The organism is Sodalis sp. dw_96, assembly GCF_018449575.1.
Classification (GTDB): Bacteria; Pseudomonadota; Gammaproteobacteria; order Enterobacterales; family Enterobacteriaceae; genus Acerihabitans.
Map to the genome: position 1 here is coordinate 487,719 of NZ_JAAVUT010000001.1, position 17,651 is coordinate 505,369.

13 protein-coding genes are annotated in these 17,651 nt (G+C 58.5%); 11 read left to right on the top strand and 2 right to left on the bottom strand.

The window, feature by feature from the left end:
- Window positions 1-25: 25 nt before the first annotated feature.
- The 11 genes from sctV (at window position 26) to HB631_RS02160 (ending at window position 11,294) form a co-directional block, all read left to right on the top strand.
- Entirely contained in the window at window positions 26-2,149 is a 2,124-nt protein-coding gene (gene sctV, locus HB631_RS02110) for a type III secretion system export apparatus subunit SctV (protein WP_213989497.1), read from the top strand.
- Between the two features lie 2 nt (window positions 2,150-2,151).
- Window positions 2,152-3,045: an FHA domain-containing protein gene (locus tag HB631_RS02115; protein WP_213989498.1), complete on the top strand. Its 894-nt coding sequence runs from the start codon at window positions 2,152-2,154 to the stop codon at window positions 3,043-3,045.
- Window positions 3,045-4,403 carry a FliI/YscN family ATPase gene (locus HB631_RS02120; RefSeq protein ID WP_213989499.1) on the top strand — a complete coding sequence of 453 codons (1,359 nt, stop codon included), beginning with the start codon at window positions 3,045-3,047 and terminating at the stop codon, window positions 4,401-4,403. The genes HB631_RS02115 and HB631_RS02120 overlap by 1 nt, the downstream gene beginning before the upstream one ends.
- On the top strand, window positions 4,390-4,854 hold the full coding sequence (locus HB631_RS02125; protein WP_213989500.1) for a hypothetical protein: 465 nt from the start codon (window positions 4,390-4,392) through the stop codon (window positions 4,852-4,854). Before HB631_RS02120 ends, HB631_RS02125 begins: the two co-directional genes overlap by 14 nt.
- The gene (locus tag HB631_RS02130; RefSeq protein WP_213989501.1) at window positions 4,851-5,609 is read left to right on the top strand and encodes a type III secretion system HrpP C-terminal domain-containing protein; all 759 of its coding nucleotides are present in this window, start codon (window positions 4,851-4,853) and stop codon (window positions 5,607-5,609) included. The genes HB631_RS02125 and HB631_RS02130 overlap by 4 nt, the downstream gene beginning before the upstream one ends.
- Window positions 5,606-6,688, top strand: a complete 1,083-nt coding sequence (locus tag HB631_RS02135) for a FliM/FliN family flagellar motor switch protein (RefSeq protein ID WP_213989502.1) — start codon at window positions 5,606-5,608, stop codon at window positions 6,686-6,688. The genes HB631_RS02130 and HB631_RS02135 overlap by 4 nt, the downstream gene beginning before the upstream one ends.
- A gap of 6 nt (window positions 6,689-6,694) precedes the next feature.
- The gene (gene sctR / locus HB631_RS02140; protein ID WP_213989503.1) at window positions 6,695-7,342 is read left to right on the top strand and encodes a type III secretion system export apparatus subunit SctR; all 648 of its coding nucleotides are present in this window, start codon (window positions 6,695-6,697) and stop codon (window positions 7,340-7,342) included.
- Between the two features lie 8 nt (window positions 7,343-7,350).
- The gene (gene sctS, locus HB631_RS02145) at window positions 7,351-7,611 is read left to right on the top strand and encodes a type III secretion system export apparatus subunit SctS (protein WP_213989504.1); all 261 of its coding nucleotides are present in this window, start codon (window positions 7,351-7,353) and stop codon (window positions 7,609-7,611) included.
- On the top strand, window positions 7,611-8,414 hold the full coding sequence (gene sctT, locus HB631_RS02150) for a type III secretion system export apparatus subunit SctT (protein ID WP_213989505.1): 804 nt from the start codon (window positions 7,611-7,613) through the stop codon (window positions 8,412-8,414). The genes sctS and sctT overlap by 1 nt, the downstream gene beginning before the upstream one ends.
- Window positions 8,415-8,418: 4 nt before the next feature.
- Window positions 8,419-9,501, top strand: a complete 1,083-nt coding sequence (gene sctU, locus HB631_RS02155; RefSeq protein ID WP_213989506.1) for a type III secretion system export apparatus subunit SctU — start codon at window positions 8,419-8,421, stop codon at window positions 9,499-9,501.
- A 185-nt stretch (window positions 9,502-9,686) separates the two neighbouring features.
- Window positions 9,687-11,294, top strand: a complete 1,608-nt coding sequence (locus tag HB631_RS02160; protein ID WP_213989507.1) for a hypothetical protein — start codon at window positions 9,687-9,689, stop codon at window positions 11,292-11,294.
- Between the two features lie 121 nt (window positions 11,295-11,415).
- On the opposite strand, the gene HB631_RS02165 is transcribed toward HB631_RS02160, so the two are convergent.
- Together HB631_RS02165 and HB631_RS02170 are read right to left on the bottom strand one after the other, a co-directional pair.
- On the bottom strand, window positions 11,416-11,883 hold the full coding sequence (locus tag HB631_RS02165; protein ID WP_213989508.1) for a type III secretion system chaperone: 468 nt from the start codon (window positions 11,881-11,883) through the stop codon (window positions 11,416-11,418).
- Window positions 11,884-11,917: 34 nt separating this feature from the next.
- On the bottom strand, window positions 11,918-17,587 hold the full coding sequence (locus tag HB631_RS02170) for an AvrE-family type 3 secretion system effector (protein ID WP_213989509.1): 5,670 nt from the start codon (window positions 17,585-17,587) through the stop codon (window positions 11,918-11,920).
- Window positions 17,588-17,651: the final 64 nt, after the last annotated feature.

Sequence of the window (17,651 nt, forward strand, 5' to 3'; positions counted from 1 at the left end):
CGATGAAAGGTAAGAGGTACCTATCATGAATGGTCTGTTTTTAGTGCTGAACAGAATTGCCCTCAGCGCTATGCAACGTTCAGAAGTTGTTGGCGCCGCCTTTGCGATGGCGCTGGTATTCATGCTGATTATTCCGTTGCCGCTGGGATTAATCGATGTATTGATCGCGCTGAATATCTGTATCTCTTCCCTGCTGGTGGTATTGGCGATGTATTTGCCCAAGCCGCTGGCGTTTTCCACCTTTCCCGCCGTGCTACTGCTGACCACCATGTTCCGGCTGTCACTGTCCATTACCACCACGCGACAAATCCTGATTCAGCAGAATGCCGGCCATATCGTCGACGCGTTCGGCAACTTTGTGGTGGGCGGCAATCTGGCTGTGGGAATGGTGATGTTCCTGATTCTGACGGTGGTGAATTTTCTGGTGATAACCAAAGGGTCGGAGCGGGTGGCCGAGGTGGCGGCGCGCTTTACCCTGGATGCGATGCCCGGTAAGCAGATGTCCATCGACAGCGACCTGCGCGCGGGCATGATCGATGTGCAGCAGGCCAAGATGCGGCGCAGCAATCTGGCCAAGGAAAGCCAATTGTTCGGCGCGATGGACGGCGCGATGAAATTCGTCAAGGGCGATGCCATTGCCGGTTTGGTGATCTTATTTATCAACCTTATCGGCGGGCTCAGTATCGGAATGCTGCAGCTGGATATGAGCGCCGGCGACGCCATGCATACCTATTCGATACTGACCATCGGCGACGGGTTGATCGCGCAGATCCCCGCGCTGCTGATCTCCCTCACCGCAGGCATGATCATCACCCGCGTTTCCTCCGATGACGACAAGATGGCCGACAACAATTTGGGCCATGAAATCGCCGAGCAGATCACCAGCCAGCCGAAAGCCTGGATTTTATCCTCCATCGGCATGGCGGGTTTTGCGCTGCTGCCCGGCATGCCCACCGGCGTATTTTTGGTGTTGGCAAGCCTGACCCTCGGCAGCGGCGGCTTCCAGGTGTGGCGGGCGCGCTATGAAGCGCGTTTGGCGCAGCCGCAAATGGAGAACGAGATTATTCCGCCTGAGCTGAACGGCAAAGAAGACCTGCGCCAGTTCAACCCGACCCGTCCGTACCTGCTGCAATTTCCGGAAGCCAGCCGCGGTACCCCTGCAATGCTTGAGCTGGTTCAGGAGATTCGCAGGCTGCGCAATCGCATCGTGTACAACTTCGGTTTTACCCTGCCGGCATTTGATATCGAATTTATGGCACGGCAGGCGCCCGATGAGTTCCGCTTCTCGGTATATGAAATTCCCAAAGTGATCGGGACCTTCGCCATCGCCGGGGCGGCCGTGGAGGCCAAGTGGCTGGAGACCCGGGGGGAGCCGGCGGACGAAGGCGTCGTTATGGGCCTGGAAGCGCGCCACGAAAAGAACCTGGTTTGGCTGCCGGCGAATCATCCGTTGCTGCAAAACGAAGAGATTGAGCATTGGACGGTCGCTCAACTGCTGCTCAAGCGGATGGAAAACGCCATTCATGCCAGCAGCTCGCTTTTTATCGGCCTGCAGGAAACGCGGGCGTTAATCGGCTGGCTTGAAACCGAGCAGCCGGAGCTGGCCCAGGAGCTGCAGCGCGTGATGCCGATTTCGCGCTTCTCCAGCGTGCTGCAAAATCTGGTGTCGGAGCGCATTCCGCTGCGTTCGGTACGGGCGATTGCCGAGGCGCTTATCGAACACGGCCAGCAAGAGCGTGATGTCAATTTACTCACCGATCTGGTGCGCATCACCCTGAAAGCCCATCTTTGCCACCAATATTCCCAACCGGACGGTCTGCATGTGTGGCTGCTGACGCCGGAAACCGAAGAGCAGCTTCGCGATGCGCTGCGTCAGACGCAAAACGAAATTTTTTTCTCTCTGGTGCAGGATCAACTGGCTTCGCTGCTCGCCGAAATGCGCCAGGCCTTTTCCGCGTCGAATGACGACCGTGCGGTGATGCTGGTGGCGCAGGATTTGCGGATTCCGTTTCGCGCCCTGATTCAGGAGGAATTTCACAATGTGCCGGTGCTCTCTTTCGCCGAGCTGCAGTCCAACCTGTCGATAAATGTCCTGGGCCGTCTCGATCTCGACCTGACCACCCCATCTGTAGAAGCCTGGAGGGCTTAATCATGTATGAATTACGCGTTCTGTCCGGGCTTCATCGCGGCGCCGCCTTACCTCTCAGCGGCGGAGAATGGCTGATAGGCCGTAGCGACGAGGCCGATTTGCAGCTAACTGACGAGGGAATTGAGGAGTGCCATTGCCGGCTGTCTAAAGAGGGCGAGCGCTGGCATTTGCAGTCCGGGCAGGGTGGGGCTCGCGACAGCCGGGGGGCGGTGGTTGGCGGCATCGACGATATCCGGCCGGAGCAGCCTTTTGCCGTCGGCGACGTTTGGCTCGGCATCGCCGGCGCCGAAACCCCCTGGCGGGAGATGAACCCGCCGCCGCATGCCAGAGCGGCGGTGGCCGTTCCGGAAAAAAATAATCCCCCAGTGTCGTCCGGTTTGCCGCGCTGGATGCGGGTATTGATGGTGAGTCTGCTGCTGCTGTTCTCCTTTACCGTGGTGAGCTGGATTTTGCAGCCCGGCATGGCGCAAACCACCACCGCCGATACGGATATACAGCGCGGACGCCTGGCCACGGCCGATGCAGTGTGCGCGGCGCTGCTGTCTATGCTGCGCGAACGGGACCTGGTGGACAGCGTCAGGGTGGTCAATGCCGAGGGCGCGGTGATCTTGAGCGGTGAACTAAGCGCCACGCAGCTGGCGGTGCTAAAACGCATGATGACGCGTTTTTATGCGCTCTACGATGTGATTCCGCCGCTACGGGATCGCACCACGACGCTTAGCGTGAAATTACCGTTTCGCATCGTGCAAATCACCATGGGCGCTCACGCCAACGTGGTCACCGATCGTGGTCAGCGGCTATTCATCGGCGATGAGGTGGACGATCTCCGGCTGGTGGCCATCACCTCGACCCAGGTTGAGTTCAACGGCCGCGAACATATTATGGCGAACTGGTGATGAGCGGGACGGAAGCGGTATTAACCCATTGGTATCAGCAGCAGCAGAGGCGATTGTCGGGATTCTCGCCGGTGACCGTAACGGGCCGCATCACCGGTATTACCGGCATACTGCTGGAAAGCAGTATGCCCCATGCGCGCATCGGCGACCTGTGCCGTGTCGAACGCAACGACAGCAGCAGCGTGCTGGCCGAAATAGTGGGGTTCACCCCGAGTCATACCCTGCTGTCGGCCCTTGGGCAGTTGGACGGCATCCCTCGGGGCGCGCGGGTTACCCCGCTTTTCCTGCCGCACAGCATCAGGGTTTCGCCGCAATTGCTCGGCAGCGTGCTGGACGGATTCGGCCGGCCTATTGAAGCGGGCGGCGTGAGCGCTTTTGCCCTGCCGGACGAGCGGCAGGATGCCGTCAGCGTGCTGGGGGATGCGCCGCTGGCCACCGAACGCCCGCCTATCGATCGGCTGTTGCCCACCGGGCTGCGCGCCATCGACGGTTTGCTGACCCTCGGAGAGGGCCAGCGCGTGGGCGTATTTGCCGGCGCGGGCTGCGGCAAGACAACCCTGTTGGCCGAGCTGGCGCGCAATACGCCCTGCGATGTCATTGTCTTCGGCCTGATCGGCGAACGGGGACGCGAGTTGCGTGAATTCCTCGATCATGAGCTGGACGACGCCCTGCGCCGCCGCACGGTGCTGATTTGCGCCACGTCGGATCGCAGCAGCATGGAGCGCGCCCGCGCGGCCTTTACCGCCACCGCCATTGCCGAAGCCTTCCGCGGCCGGGGCGACAGCGTATTGCTGATCCTGGACTCGTTAACGCGCTTTGCCCGCGCCCAGCGCGAAATCGGCCTGGCGCTGGGGGAGCCACCCGGTCGCGGCGGCTTGCCCCCCTCGGTCTATACCCTATTGCCCACGCTGCTGGAACGGGCGGGGCGGACCGCCCTGGGGTCGATTACCGCCCTGTATTCCGTGCTGATAGAGCAGGATTCCATGAACGATCCGGTGGCGGACGAGGTGCGCTCCCTCATCGACGGACATATCGTATTGACGCGGCGCCTGGCGGAACGCGGCCATTATCCCGCCATCGATGTGCTGGCCAGCCTGAGCCGGACCATGGGTCACGTGGCGGACCCTGAACAGATCAATCAGGCCACGGCGGTCCGGCGGCTGATGGCCGCTTGGCAACAGGTGGAAATACTGATCCGGCTGGGGGAGTATCAGCCGGGCAATGACAGCCTGACCGATGCCGCGGTGGGCGCTCAGGATGCGATCAATGCCTATTTGCGCCAGGAGACCCGCCAGCCTTCAACGCTGGAAGATACCCTTAATCAGCTTGCGGAGGTAAGCCGCCATGCGCCGTTATAGCCTTGTTGAACCTGATCTCGTTGCGGACCCGGCCACGGCCGAACTGGAGCGGGCGGTTAATATACTGCTGCCCATCCGCCGTCTGCGCTTGAACCGAACCGAACGCCTGCAGAGGGAACAGGAGCGCGAGCTGCAAAGCGCCGACGCCCGCTCGGCCAAAGCGTCACGGGCGCTGCAGGCGCAACAGGCGCGCTATCAAGGACTCAAGGAGCGGTTTGACGCGGAAAATCAGGGACGACGCCAGTGTCAGGAATCACTGATGAAAACGCTGGCGAAGGAGCGGCATGAAAGTGACAATGTCACATATATTCGCACGCAGCTTGACCAACTGCAGCAGTATCGGCAGCAGCAGCAAACCCGCGTTGAGCAGGCGCAGCGGGAAGCCGGGCTGCGCCGGCACCAGGTGGAAAAACTCGACTATCTGTCAGGCGAAAGCAAGGTGTCGCAATGAACGAAATGCCGCCCACATCAAAATCGGCGTCCTCCCCGGCAGCCACGGGACGGGACGGCACGGACAGCCGGGGAGGCGAGGGGGATCAGCGTACCAGGGAAAAGGGTGCCCCGGATAGTCGTGCCAGTCATGCTGGTGCCCGGGATAATGCCGCCGCGCCGCATGGGTCGCCGGTGCAAAAAACCTCAGATTCTTCGCACCGGACGGCGGGGAAGGAAAAACCGCCGCGCCCGGGTGCCTGGTCGTTATCGTCACGCCCGATCAACCTACGCGCCGACAGCGGCGTTTCTTCGGCCGTTGACGCGATGCCGCACCGGGATAATGCCCGGTCCGCCGGTGAAGATGATGAGTTGTTCAGTCAATTATTGACGCTTGATCCTCCACGGGAGCCGGCTGCACCTTTTAACCCCGGCTTCTTCAATTCGCCGGCGGCCAGCGGCGCGCCGGATGACACCGGCGCAGGTCAGGGAATATCGCCGACGGCGTTGTGGCAGGCGCTGGAGCCTGAGCTGGCGGCAACGTTGGCGGGGCAGCCGGCGGGTTTGGTGTTAATAACGCTGTTGTTACCCAAGCTGGGTGAAGTGGATGCGCGGATGTCGCCGCTGCCGCCCGCCGGATGGGATATTGCCTTACGCCTTGAACCGTCGGCCTGGACGGCGCTGGAGCCCTATCACGAACATTGCCGCCGGTCGCTGAAACGGCGATTGGCCGGTCGCGTTAAACTGCGTTTCGAACAGCGGGAGCGGCGAAAATGAAAGCCATTTCATTGCAGCGGCGATCGCGCCTTGAGGCCAGGCTGCGCGCCCGTATCGGCTGCGGTTACCGGTTTGGCTATTCGTTAAGCGGCGGGCGGGGCATGCTGGACCTGACGCTGGCTGACGACGCGGCCGTAGTACCCATGATGGAAGTGCCGATGACGATGCCCATAAGCGGCTGGCGCTGCGATCTCGGTCCTCTGTGGCTATCCGCTCCTGAAGCGCTGAGCCTGCTGTCCGACTGCCCGCTGCCGGCACTGCCGGTGGCGGAAGACGGTGATGAAGCCTGGTACTGGCCTCTTTATAATCAGTATCTTAGCGCTGAATTACAGCGGCTTTTCGGCAGTCTCAACACGGACGGGTCATCGTCGCCTCCCGACGATGCATTGATGCTCGATCTGCTGATTACCCTGGGAGAAGAGCGTGCCCGCTGCCGCCTCTCCCTTGGCGCCGATACGTTGGAGCGGATGTTGGATAAGCCCGGCTGGTCACTTGTGCCGCCACCCCCGCTGGAACACCTGCCCCTGACGTTGCCGATAACCTGGGGAGAGCTGACGCTCTCCCTGGAACAGCTCCGCTCTCTGCGGCCTGACGATATTCTGCTGCCGTCCGCCGCCAACCTTTCCCCTGCGGGAAGCGGTGTTCTTCGCTATGCCCGGCTCGGCCTGCACGGCGAGTTGCTGAACGAGCCGGGGCGAGGGGCGCATTTTTACATTAATGATTTGGAGATCAATGACATGGTTTATGAGCCAGAGGATCATGAAACGGACGGCATGTCCCCGCCGCCGCCCGAAGAACAAGAACGGGACGCACCGGCAGCCGACGCTTCGGCGTTCGATCCGCTGCCGCTATTGCTCACGGTGCGCTGCGGACAATTAAAACTTACCCTGGGTGAGGTGCAAAGACTGAGCGTCGGCTCGCTGGTGGTGATCGATCATGTCCAGCCCGGCGAAGCCCTGTTGTGCCACGGCGATTTTCCCCTGGCGAAAGGGGAATTGGTGGATGTGGAAGGCACGCTGGGCCTGCAAATTACCCACCTATTGCCGGACAGCCGTAATCCCTCCGCCGGGAGCGCCTAGCCGCCTATGGAACCGCTGAACCCGCTGATGCTGGCGCTGTTTCTCGGCGCGCTGTCGCTGGTGCCGATCCTGATGATCGTCTGTACCAGCTTCCTGAAAATTTCCATGGTGCTCATGCTGACGCGTAATGCCATGGGCGTGCAGCAAGTGCCGCCGAACATGGCGCTTTACGGCATCGCCCTGGCGGCCACGCTGTTTGTGATGGCGCCGGTCTTCAGCGACATGAGCCAGCGCGTTAAACAGCAGCCACTGGATCTCACGTCCATGGACCGGTTGAGCTATACCCTGAATAACGGCGTCGAGCCGTTGAAAAAGTTTATGTCGCACAACACCGATCCCGACATTCTGGTCCATCTGGAGGAAAACGGCGCGCGTATGTGGCCGAAGGATATGGCCGCCAACCTGAACGCCGACAGCCCCCTGCTGATCATTCCGGCCTTTGTGCTCTCCGAGCTGCAGAGCGGTTTCGAAATGGGGTTCTTGATCTACATTCCTTTTATCGTGGTGGACCTGATCGTCTCCAACGTGCTGCTGGCGCTGGGGATGCAGATGGTCTCGCCAATGACGATATCGCTGCCGCTGAAGATCCTGCTGTTTGTGCTGGTGAGCGGTTGGACGCGCCTGCTGGACGGTCTTTTCTACAGTTATTTATGAGGACGACGATGGACATTTTGACGCTGTTCAGACAGGCGATGTTACTGGTGGTGATGCTGTCGGCGGCGCCGCTGATTGTCGCGGTCATCGTTGGGATAGCGATCTCGCTGTTGCAAGCGGTGATGCAGCTCCAGGATCAAACCTTGCCGTTCAGCCTTAAGCTGGTGGCGGTGGGCATTACGCTGGCATTGACCGGCCGTTGGATAGGCAACGAACTGATCCAGCTAACGCAAACCGCCTTCTCCATGATGGAAACGGTGAGACCGTAATGCTGTGGGGACCGGTGATGCATCAGGCCTATTTTTTTATCCTGGCCCTGTCCCTCGGCATGGCACGGCTGTTTCCCTGCCTGCTGCTGACGCCCATCTTCTCTTTTACGGCGGTGAAAGGCCTGCTGCGCACCGCCATCGTTATCGCATTGGCGCTGTTCCCGGCCCCGCTTATCCAGCGGGAGCTGGCGGCGCAGCCGCCGGACTTCATTCCGCTGGCCGGCCTGGCGCTGAAAGAGCTGTTGATCGGCACGTTGATCGGCCTGCTGCTGTCCATGCCGTTTTGGCTCTATGAGTCCGTCGGCGCCCTGTTTGATAACCAGCGCGGCGCGCTGATGGGCGGACAGCTTAATCCCCAGTTGGGTCTCGACGTGACCCCCCTCGGCCACCTGCTGCAGCAGACCATCATCTTGCTGCTGGTGCTGGGTCCCGGTCTCTCCACCGTTACCCAGGTTATATGGGACAGCTATGAGCTATGGCCGGTGACGGCCTGGTGGCCGTTTCCCAGCGAGGCGGGATTCAAGGTCTATCAGCATCTGCTGGCGGAACTGTTTTTTAACATGGTGCTGTATGCCGGTCCGTTGGTGGTCCTGCTGCTGTTGATGGATTTTGCCGTAGGGATCTTGAGTCTTTACAGTCCGCAGCTCCAGGCCACTACTCTGGCGGTTCCCATCAAGTGTCTGCTGGGTCTGCTGTTCTTCGTGGTCTATCTGCCGATCCTCGGTTATCTGGCCAATCAGCGCCTGTACGATTTACGCGATTTGATTCATATCCTGCCGACCCTGGTGGGCAAACCCGGATAAGCCGATGAGTGAAAAAACCGAAGACGCCACGCCGCAAAAGCTGAAAGAGTCACGTAAAAAAGGGCAGGTCAGCCAAAGCCAGGACATTCCCCGCCTGCTGATCTGCATCGGCATCTTCGAGTCCATTTTTGCCATGGTGGACACCGGCATGCAGCGGCTTGAATCGATGATCATCCTGCCCCTCGATCGACTGCACGATCCCTTCGCCCATGCGATGGATGAGGTGGTCACGGATTCGCTGCTGGTCATGCTGATGTTTTGCGGCAGCGTGTGCGGCATTGCATTACTGCTGCGCATCGTCGGCGGCTGGGTACAGTTCGGTCCGCTGTTCGCCCCCGAAGCCCTGGCGCCCAAATTTGATATGTTTAATCCGGCGCATCAGTTCAAAAATATGTTTTCCACCAAGCAATTTGTCCAACTGCTCGCCAGTCTGCTGAAAGCGGCGGCCATCAGCACCGTCTTCTATTTGGCGATCAAACCCGAACTGGGCAACCTGGCGCAGCTGGCGTACGGCGATCTGAACGGTTTTTGGCAATCGGTGATGCGTCTATTCGTCAAGATTACCCGTCAGACGCTGATGGTGCTGCTGGTGATAAGCCTGCTGGATTTCGCCATCCAAAAATTCTTCTTCCGTAAGCAGCAGCGCATGAGCCATGAAGATATCCGTAACGAATTCAAGCAAAGCGAGGGGGATCCCCATATGAAAGGCCACCGGCGGCAGGTGGCGAAGGAGATTCTCAACAAAGCCGCCCCCGCGCCGCGCAAAATTGTGATTAAAGATGTCGATATGCTGCTGGTCAATCCGACGCACTATGCCGTCGGGCTGTTCTACCGGCCGGATGTCACTCCGTTGCCGCGCCTGATGTTCAAAGCCGCCGACCGCGAAGCGTCCGAATTGATCGAGCGGGCCCAGCAGGCGCGGGTGCCGGTCATCCGCTTTGTCTGGCTTACCCGGACCCTGTACCGCACCACAAGGGAGGGCGCCTATATTCCGAGGGAAACGCTGACGGCGGTGGCGCAGGTATATCGTTTATTGCGCGAGCTGGAAGACCAGCAGCTTGATGAAGTAATTGAAATAAATGAATAAGACCGGGGGGATTAAACGCTGGATTTGTGATCAATGTCGCTCATCATAGCGAACCTGACCCAGCTTTCCACCCACTCATTGGGAGTGGACTGAGTAATAACCAGCTGTTTCATCGCGCTAATCCGTCGATTTTTCCAGCCCGCACAGAAGATCCTTTTATCAGCCTATATGAATGAGGTAATACCATGCCATCACCCATCAATACCCCTAATCCGGTGAGTTTGTCAGGCGATATCGCGTCCACGTCGGCTCAAGGGGCTCAGCAAACCGATCAGGCACAGCTTGGCGGCGGCGTAAGCGGCGTCAATTCCGCTTACGCCGGCAGGGGATATAGCCCCGCGCAGTTGGCCAATCATTCTGATATCAGAGAGATGCTAAAGGGGGATTATGACACCTATCGCAACGGCGCCAATGCCGGCGCCATCGATAACGTCGTGACGACCCGCGCCGAAAGTTTGGCTTTTGAGTTCGGCCATTCCCGCGCGGATGTGGAAAATAATTTGGCCAAAGCGCAGAAGCTGGATTGGATCTCCGCCACCGCCGCGGGTACGCTCACGGCCACGCCTTTTGTTGTTTCAGGTTTTTTGGCGAAAGTGCTCAACGATAAGATGTTGTCGGGGCTGCCTGCGGGAGGCTATTCGCAAGAGGCGTTAGCGGCGCTTATCGGCAACGCGACCGCCATGGAATTGAAGGCTATCGGCGATAAAATATTCGAGCCGGCCACCACCGATGCACTCTGGCTGGCCCCGGATGAGTCGAAGATGGACCCGGCGTTGAAAAATGCCTTTAATACCAAACAATCCATTCACCAGGAAGCATGGAAAAGCGCCCTGGGCGGGCTGGGTTACACCCTGCGCAACGCTATCGTCGGTTTGCTCGCCGCGGCGAAAAACCCGCAGCTTAGCCAGGCGGCTAATCTTATTTTAACCGCGACGGCGGGCAGTTTGGGCGGGGCGATAACCCATTCCTACGACGTCAAGCATCAGCCCCAGGGATTGCAATGCCTGCTGGCCCGGGATGATTGGAAAGAGAGGTACCGGCAATTGAACGACACGCCGGTGTATAATCAATTGATTGGTGGGACGGTTCGCCGAAGCGGCGAGGTGGTCAGCGGTTTGCTGACCATGGGTCTGGAAGGCGGAAGAAATGCCTTAACGGCTAAGGCGTTGGCCGATGCTTCCATCCTGGGGGCCGGCGGCAGCATTTCGACGGTGATCGTCAAAGCGTTGATGAGCATTAAAGACGCCAGCGTCGATTCACGCGGTATGGCGGTTGTCGCCGGTTTGCTCAGCGCGCTGTTTAATGCGCCGGTCTATGCGATCCAAGGGGCCGGGGGCGTTTATCTCGGGCATCTTGCCGATAAAAGCACATCCGCAGTCAGGAAAGCCATTACCTCGGGCTCATCATCCCTGGGTGATGGAGCGGTGGCTACGGCGGACAGAGCGGGCCGGCTGCCCCATGCGACGGGCGCGGCGGTGGGGAATATGACTGCTCGCGCCGGCGAAATTTATCACACCGGGCATGAAGCGGTCAGCAATTTCAGCCATCATCTGCCTACTGTGGGTCAGCTAATCCAAATAGGGACGGGAGACGACAATGTTATTATCGATAATCCCGATGTGGCCAACGCATTCACCTCCGCCTATCGCAGTATGGCCAGCCATTTACCGGCGGAACTGCGGTCGAGAGTTATTCCGATGCGTGATGTGCCACACGACGAGATGATTCCCCTGACGGCGATATCCCGATCCAATACCGATGATACGGCACATGACGCCGGAGACATGGTATAAACGCTTGATGAGGGGGCGACGTCAATGTCGCCCCGGTTCATCGGGCCCTGTCTGTCGGGTGGCGCCTCGGCGGCTTTCGCCGCTAGTGCCCTTCCGGTACGCTTTTTCGATGTTCAGCCGTTTAGGCCCGGTTCATCGGGCTCACCCGAGCAAGGCTTCGGGAATCGGTGGGTGTTGTTTTCTCCGCGACCTGTTCCATGACGAAATGGCGAACTTCCTTGACCTGCTGAATGAATCCTGTCAGCAGATGCGTAAAGCCGGTTTCATCCAAGGCGGCAAGTTTTTGTTGGGTGCAGAGCCGCACGCCGTTTTCCTGGTCCAGCGCGATCCAGCCGCCGCGCATGGCGTTCATTTCAAAATTGAGCGCCAACAGGCCGCGGCAAATACCGTCCGACTGAGGGGGGGCAAGCCTGAACAACAGGCAATGCATAATGAAACTGTCGCTTTGCGGCGGCAGTTCGATGACCGCCGCCTCCTGGCCCCGCTGGTCATAGAGCCCGCAAACGCCGTGTTCCAGTTTCAGGGCCGTATGGAGGCTGCGGCCAAAGTGAGCCAGCAGCCGATCAAGGTATGCGGTTTCCACCGTCATAACATTCTCCTGTCAGTTATTGGGTCTCGCGGACCTAAGGATGTAATACCGTTCCGCCTTCCTGGGCGCGGGCCAGCGTCTCGGCGTCCTGGGATGACGCCTTGGCGATATCCCCGGAAAGTACGCATGCCATTGGGGTGTCTTGATCTTCCCCATAGCCGAAGGTAAAGGTTCCCAGATTCTTGTTCATGGAAACCGACGCGCCGTTTGAGGCGCCGATGATAAACGTCGGCGAGGCGATACCGTCGCGTTTGATTTCGTTACGGGTAAACGCGATAGACTTTACCCGCATGTTGGCGCGGGTTTTCAAGCGTGTGATCACCTCCCGCGTATCGATTTCATTGTTCAGCCACTGTTGAGCAATTTGCTCTTTCATTGAGTCCTTGAGTTCCAGCGTCACCACCGCCTGGGTATCCTGGGCATGTTGGAACCCGCGAATATCCTCCTTCAATCGCGGATTGTCCGCCATCAACCCGCCGATCAATTCAGCGTTGCTTGCCGGTAAGTCTTGGCTTCCCAGCTTATGCAGCAGGTGCATCAGGTTATTGCTGTCGATTTTCGATAAATTGTTGTACGTGGTCTTGTATTCAATATTGTCCAATAACTGCATATGTTGATTGATGGCCGTCTGCTGGTTTAGGTTTCGCTTGAGATCGCGAAGGGCGGCATATTGGGGGATATCGAGCCCGCCTGCTTCCCCCATCGGGAGGAAGCGGGTTGCCAGGCGCTGGAGTTTTTGCTCCGGCGTCAGCGCGTCATCCGCCTGTTCCGGTGCGCCAACCGAAGCACCCGCGTTGCGTGCCGGCTGTTTACCTTGGGCGACCGGGGAAAGCGCCGGCGGGTTTTTGCCGTTAAGGGACGCCAGGAATTGCTGGGAATCTTGATCCTTGAACGCCTCGCCCAGAGACTGGGTCAATTTATCCAGCTGTACGTCCTCCGCCGGCGTCGGGGTGGTGAAATCCATGCTGACGTTTTGCCGGGTCCGGTTGTCCACGCTGGCTTGAATACCGATGTTAAAAGCGGCAACCACCGGGATACGCAGATTTTCGGCGGGTTGCGTTACCGACCCGAACGCGCCCGCCGCATTGGCTTTCAAACTGACGATATTCATCATTCGGGCACGGTTTACGGTGCGGCTGATTTGCAACGTAGAGTCGCCTTGGGTGCTGTCTTGCGCACGGGTGGCGGAAAACAGATTGGCGCTTGCGGTGAGAGCGACCAAGGCGCGTATGGTGGGCGCATCTTTATGTTGCGGCCCGGTAACCGCGAAACCGCCTATCAAGCTGAAGTTGGCGTCCACGTCAAAAGACATCGTGGTACCGTTTTTGACCCGGTGGTCGATGCCTTTGTCCAACAGTTCCAACGGGTTCAGGGAACCGGAGGCTAACGCGTCAATAAAGCCGGGCAGTTCGGCTTCGGAGAGATTGAACGTCACGTTGTTTTGCATCTGGTTTTGCAGCGTCAGGGAGAGTATGCCGTTGGCGCGAAAGGTGGGGGACAACTGCCAGCCGCTGTCGAAATCATGCCCGTCGTCGGACAGATCCAGCGGATTGAACCCGGCGACGCCAAACAGTGTGCCGCTAACCCCGCCGTTGCGATCGAAGCTGACGTTGATGCCGTAATCGGCACGAGAAAAGCTCAGGCCATACTCCCGGTCGATATTGGCCCGTCCGCCCACCATGCCCAATGCCGCCTGCCCGGGGATAAACAGCGAATTACTCGAGGCGCCGTAAGTGCGGCGAAAGCTGATATTTTCATTACTGTCCAGCGATAACGCCGTATCTTTGAGTTTCACCACCAAATCTTCCTGGCTGTTGGCCTTCATCACGCTGCGGGCGGTGACATTAACGCCGTGATCCTCTTTCTTGAACGCATGGGTCATACTCTTGATGGCATCGTAGCTTTTCTCCAGGGCGTTATCGTTGATGAAACCCTGGCTGGAGGCTTTTTTCACCGGATTGAGCCCGTATGTCTGGTCACGCAGCGCGCGGAAAGCCTGTTCCAGGGGGATAAGCGTTTGCGGGGTTTGGGCTTTATCCGTCCATTCTTCCCTGTCGATCACCTCATGCAGCTCCGACAGCATCAGATTTTGATAGAGGGTGTCCGGGCAAAACGCCTTGATCGCCGCCAGCGACTGTTGCATTTTCAACCGCGCCCGATCGGTGCTCAACAGGTGCGCCAATGCGGATAAATCATCGGGGGGCAGGCTTTGAGCCACAATCTGCGGAAGGTTATGCTGAATATCCTGCTCGCCGGCCTGTCGCCCGGCGCCGGGTTTTTTCTCCTGGCTTGCCAGATTGGCCGCCAGTAGTCCCATATCCGCCAAGGTCAGGCATTCTTTCGCCATGTCCGGTAAGCCCCGTTCAAGATCGGACAGCAGCCGGTGGGCCCGTTGACGACCTTCTTCGGTGGACAGTTGACTCATCAGCGGTGTCATCTCGCCTACCGCCAGTTTTTGCACGTCGGCGCTCGGGTAGCCGCTTTTTATGGCCGCGCACATATTCGCGGTGCGATAAGGTTCCGTATGGCCCTGCAGCCGATCCACAAATTCATGCAGCGCCTTCAGCAGTAATCCGTCGAGAATGGCGCGGGATTTCGCTAAATTCATATCATCGGAGGGATCGCGGTTACGCCCCATCGGGATATGCTCCTTCTGGTGACTCATCGCCGTTTCGCGCTTTGTCATGCTGTCCAGTACCTGCTTGGCATGATTGGTCTCATTGGCCGGGAAATGCGTGAAAATATTCTTCAAGCCGGCGGTGAGATCGACGCCGGAACTGCTGGGGTTAAATCTGCCGCTGTGTTTATTTTTCGGCGTGAAATGCCCGTCGTCAATCTCTTGGCGATGGCTATCAATGACGCCGTGATGCTGTCCCAGCAGGGCGATATGATGAAACGCACTCTCGTCGATTTCGTCGCTGAACCCTTTGATCTTTGCCAGGAACGGCGGCCAGCTCTTATCTTCAATCGCCAGGGCGCCAAGCCGGCCGGCAAGATCTTGACGGGGCGGCTGTCGGGCAATGTCCGTGTTTAATTGCTTTAATTCGCTAAACAGTCTGCCTTGCTCCTGATAGATAGCGTCGAGTCCATGACGGCCCACCGCCTGATGCTGAATAGCGCCGCCGGCGGCTTTAAACGGTCTCGGCACTTCCAGGGTGGGCTTGAATAAAAACGCACGAATTCTGGTCTTAAAAGGGGTGATGGCTTTGGTGCCCGGCTGGCCGGTACTGCCCAGAATATCCCTTTCAAGTTTAAGGGTTATCCCGGTGCCTTTCATCACATGGCCCCCGCTTTCAAGCAGACGTCCGAAACGCCGTTCTTTGCCTTCCATATCGAATACCGCGCGATCGGCATGGGGGTCGGTAATCGCCGCCCAGTTCCCCTGGCGCAACCGTGCCATTTTCCCGTCTTTGTCGGTGACCATGACATGGTTGCTTTTATCTATTCGCACCGTGACCAAATCCGCGAGTTCAATCTCTGTATTCAGCGGCACATGCTGCCAATCTCCCTCGGGGGATTGCGCTCCGCGCGTATACAGCTCGCCGCGCCCGTTTAACAAATAGCTATTTTGCTCATCATCCTGCGTCAGATAGGCGGTATTTTGCTCTTCGTCGGAGATCTTCAATTGATGGTTTTCATCGGCAAGCAGTGCTGAACTCTTGCCAAGTCCCGCTGCCGCCGGCAGTGATACCGGATGCCATGCGCTTGCCGGATTAGGGTTCTGCCACTCATCCGCCGCCATGGTGAACAGCTCGCCCTGTTCATTAAGGGCGAAGAGATTTTTCTGGTGATTGATTTCCAGGTCGGCCAGCCGGCTGTGCCCGTTCGCGGCGGGCAACATGTTTAATCCCTGGTTGGGAAGCATATGCATAAGTTTGGCTTCATTACGCGCGCCGGGATTGACGTGATGCACCTGGAGTTCGCCTTTTTCCGTCTGCGCCACATAGCAGGTGTTATCCATGACCGCCAGCGTCGTGGCGTTATCCTCTTTGCGCAAGCCGGGGCTGGCCAGAGCGGCGGAAACGGTATTTCTTGCCTGCCTGATGTTGAAAACATTGCTTGCATGGCTGATATCGCCGCTGGTGTCGTTCAGGTTAAGCTTTTTGATTTGGCCGTCCTTCAGGATCCAGGGATTGCTATCGAGCCCGCTTTTTAACCGATCCGCCTTTTCGTCGCTGGCTTCCCAGCGCTGGGTTATTTTATCGAAAAAATGGACCTTGCCGTCGTGCAGGGTCAATCTGCCCAGACGCCCCAGTTCAACAATTTCCGCGTCCTTCGGATCCCATTGTCTCAGACCGGACTGCCGGTCGATCACCAGGCTGTCGCTCAGGTTCCAGCCGGGTTTAAACGTTTGGCTGTGATCAAGTCGGCAGGCATGTTCCTGATTTCTGGTGTCTTTAACCAGGGCGTGCAGGGTGCCGTCGCCATTGGTGATAAATCCTGACACCCGGTGCTGCTCGCCGAGAGGTTCGCTCAATGCCCGGGTCAGCGCCGGAAGAGGACTGAGCAAGAGTTCCGGCTCTCCCGGTCGGGGCCTATCGGCACCGTAGACTTTACCGTCACTGTTGCAGGCGTAAAGCGTATCGCCGTGAAGGGCGACCGCAAGGGCATGAAAAGGCGAGCTTCCGTTGCCGTCCCCGGCTTTAAGCGTCAGGTTAGTCCGCTCTTGCGTGGTGGAATCCAGTGCGGCGATTAATTTTACCGATTGCGCCTTGGTTTTTTCATTGGTTAACAATATCAGCGTCTGACCGTCGGCATGGGTAGTGAAGCCGGTAACGTTATCCTTGAACACGGCGGAGTTTTTACCGCTGGTCAGATCGGCTAGCCGGTGCTTATCGCTCACCGCGTAAAGATGGCCGTCTCCCTGCCGGGACAACAGTGAGAGGGCTTCATCATGCTCCGGATCCGATTGCCAACTTTTATCGGCCGTGTCGTAGCGGTAAAGTTTGTCATTGTGCAGCCGTAACTGCTCAGGTTCCCCCTCTGCGTTGGTGTGGGAGAAAATGCCGGTCAGCTTCTCTCGGATAGCGCTGTCGGGCAGCGCCACCTGTGTTGTTTGCCGCGGTGCGGCGCCGGGCCTGACCGGGCCGGCCTGTCCGACACTTACCTGGCCGGCCCGGTCATCCAGTGCGAGCTGGTATTGAGGATTGCCGCTGCTAAGCATTTTTTTTGTCTTCCCGCTCAAACTCAAGTCGATGCGATGCCGCCAGGCATCGTTGGCCTTGCTGCTCCCCACGCCGATCAGGGCCAGTTCCGAACTTTGCAGGCTGAACAGCCGGCCTTTGGCATCGAGTAAGACATCGGTGGTCTGATCCTTGTTCGCGGCCAGGCTCTGATAGAGATATTGGGACCTGCCCAACGTCGCTTTTATCATATTGGCATAAGGGTGGTGGGTAGAATCCGCACTGACATCGAGCCGACCCTTATCCTTGAGCTGCAATCCCAAGGGTTGCGACAGCGCGTTATTAGCCGGATGTTCACCGGAATGGCCCTGTGGGGCCCGGGGCTGTTGCGATAACGGCGAGGAAGCGTCCGGCGGCGGCAGCTGTGCGCCGTCCTGTTGCATCGAGCCGGCGCCGCTCTGGGTCGGCCGTGACTTCATCTGGCGTAATGGGATGTCTCCTGCAGGGGGTGATCCCGCGGGAGTCAGGTTTTCATTGGCGGAGGCATTGTGGACCTCCGGGGAAGGTATATTCAGGTTCATGTTTTCTATCCTTACCGATGGAAGGGGAAAGACACTGCGATAGCCGGAGCCTATGAGCTGAGTG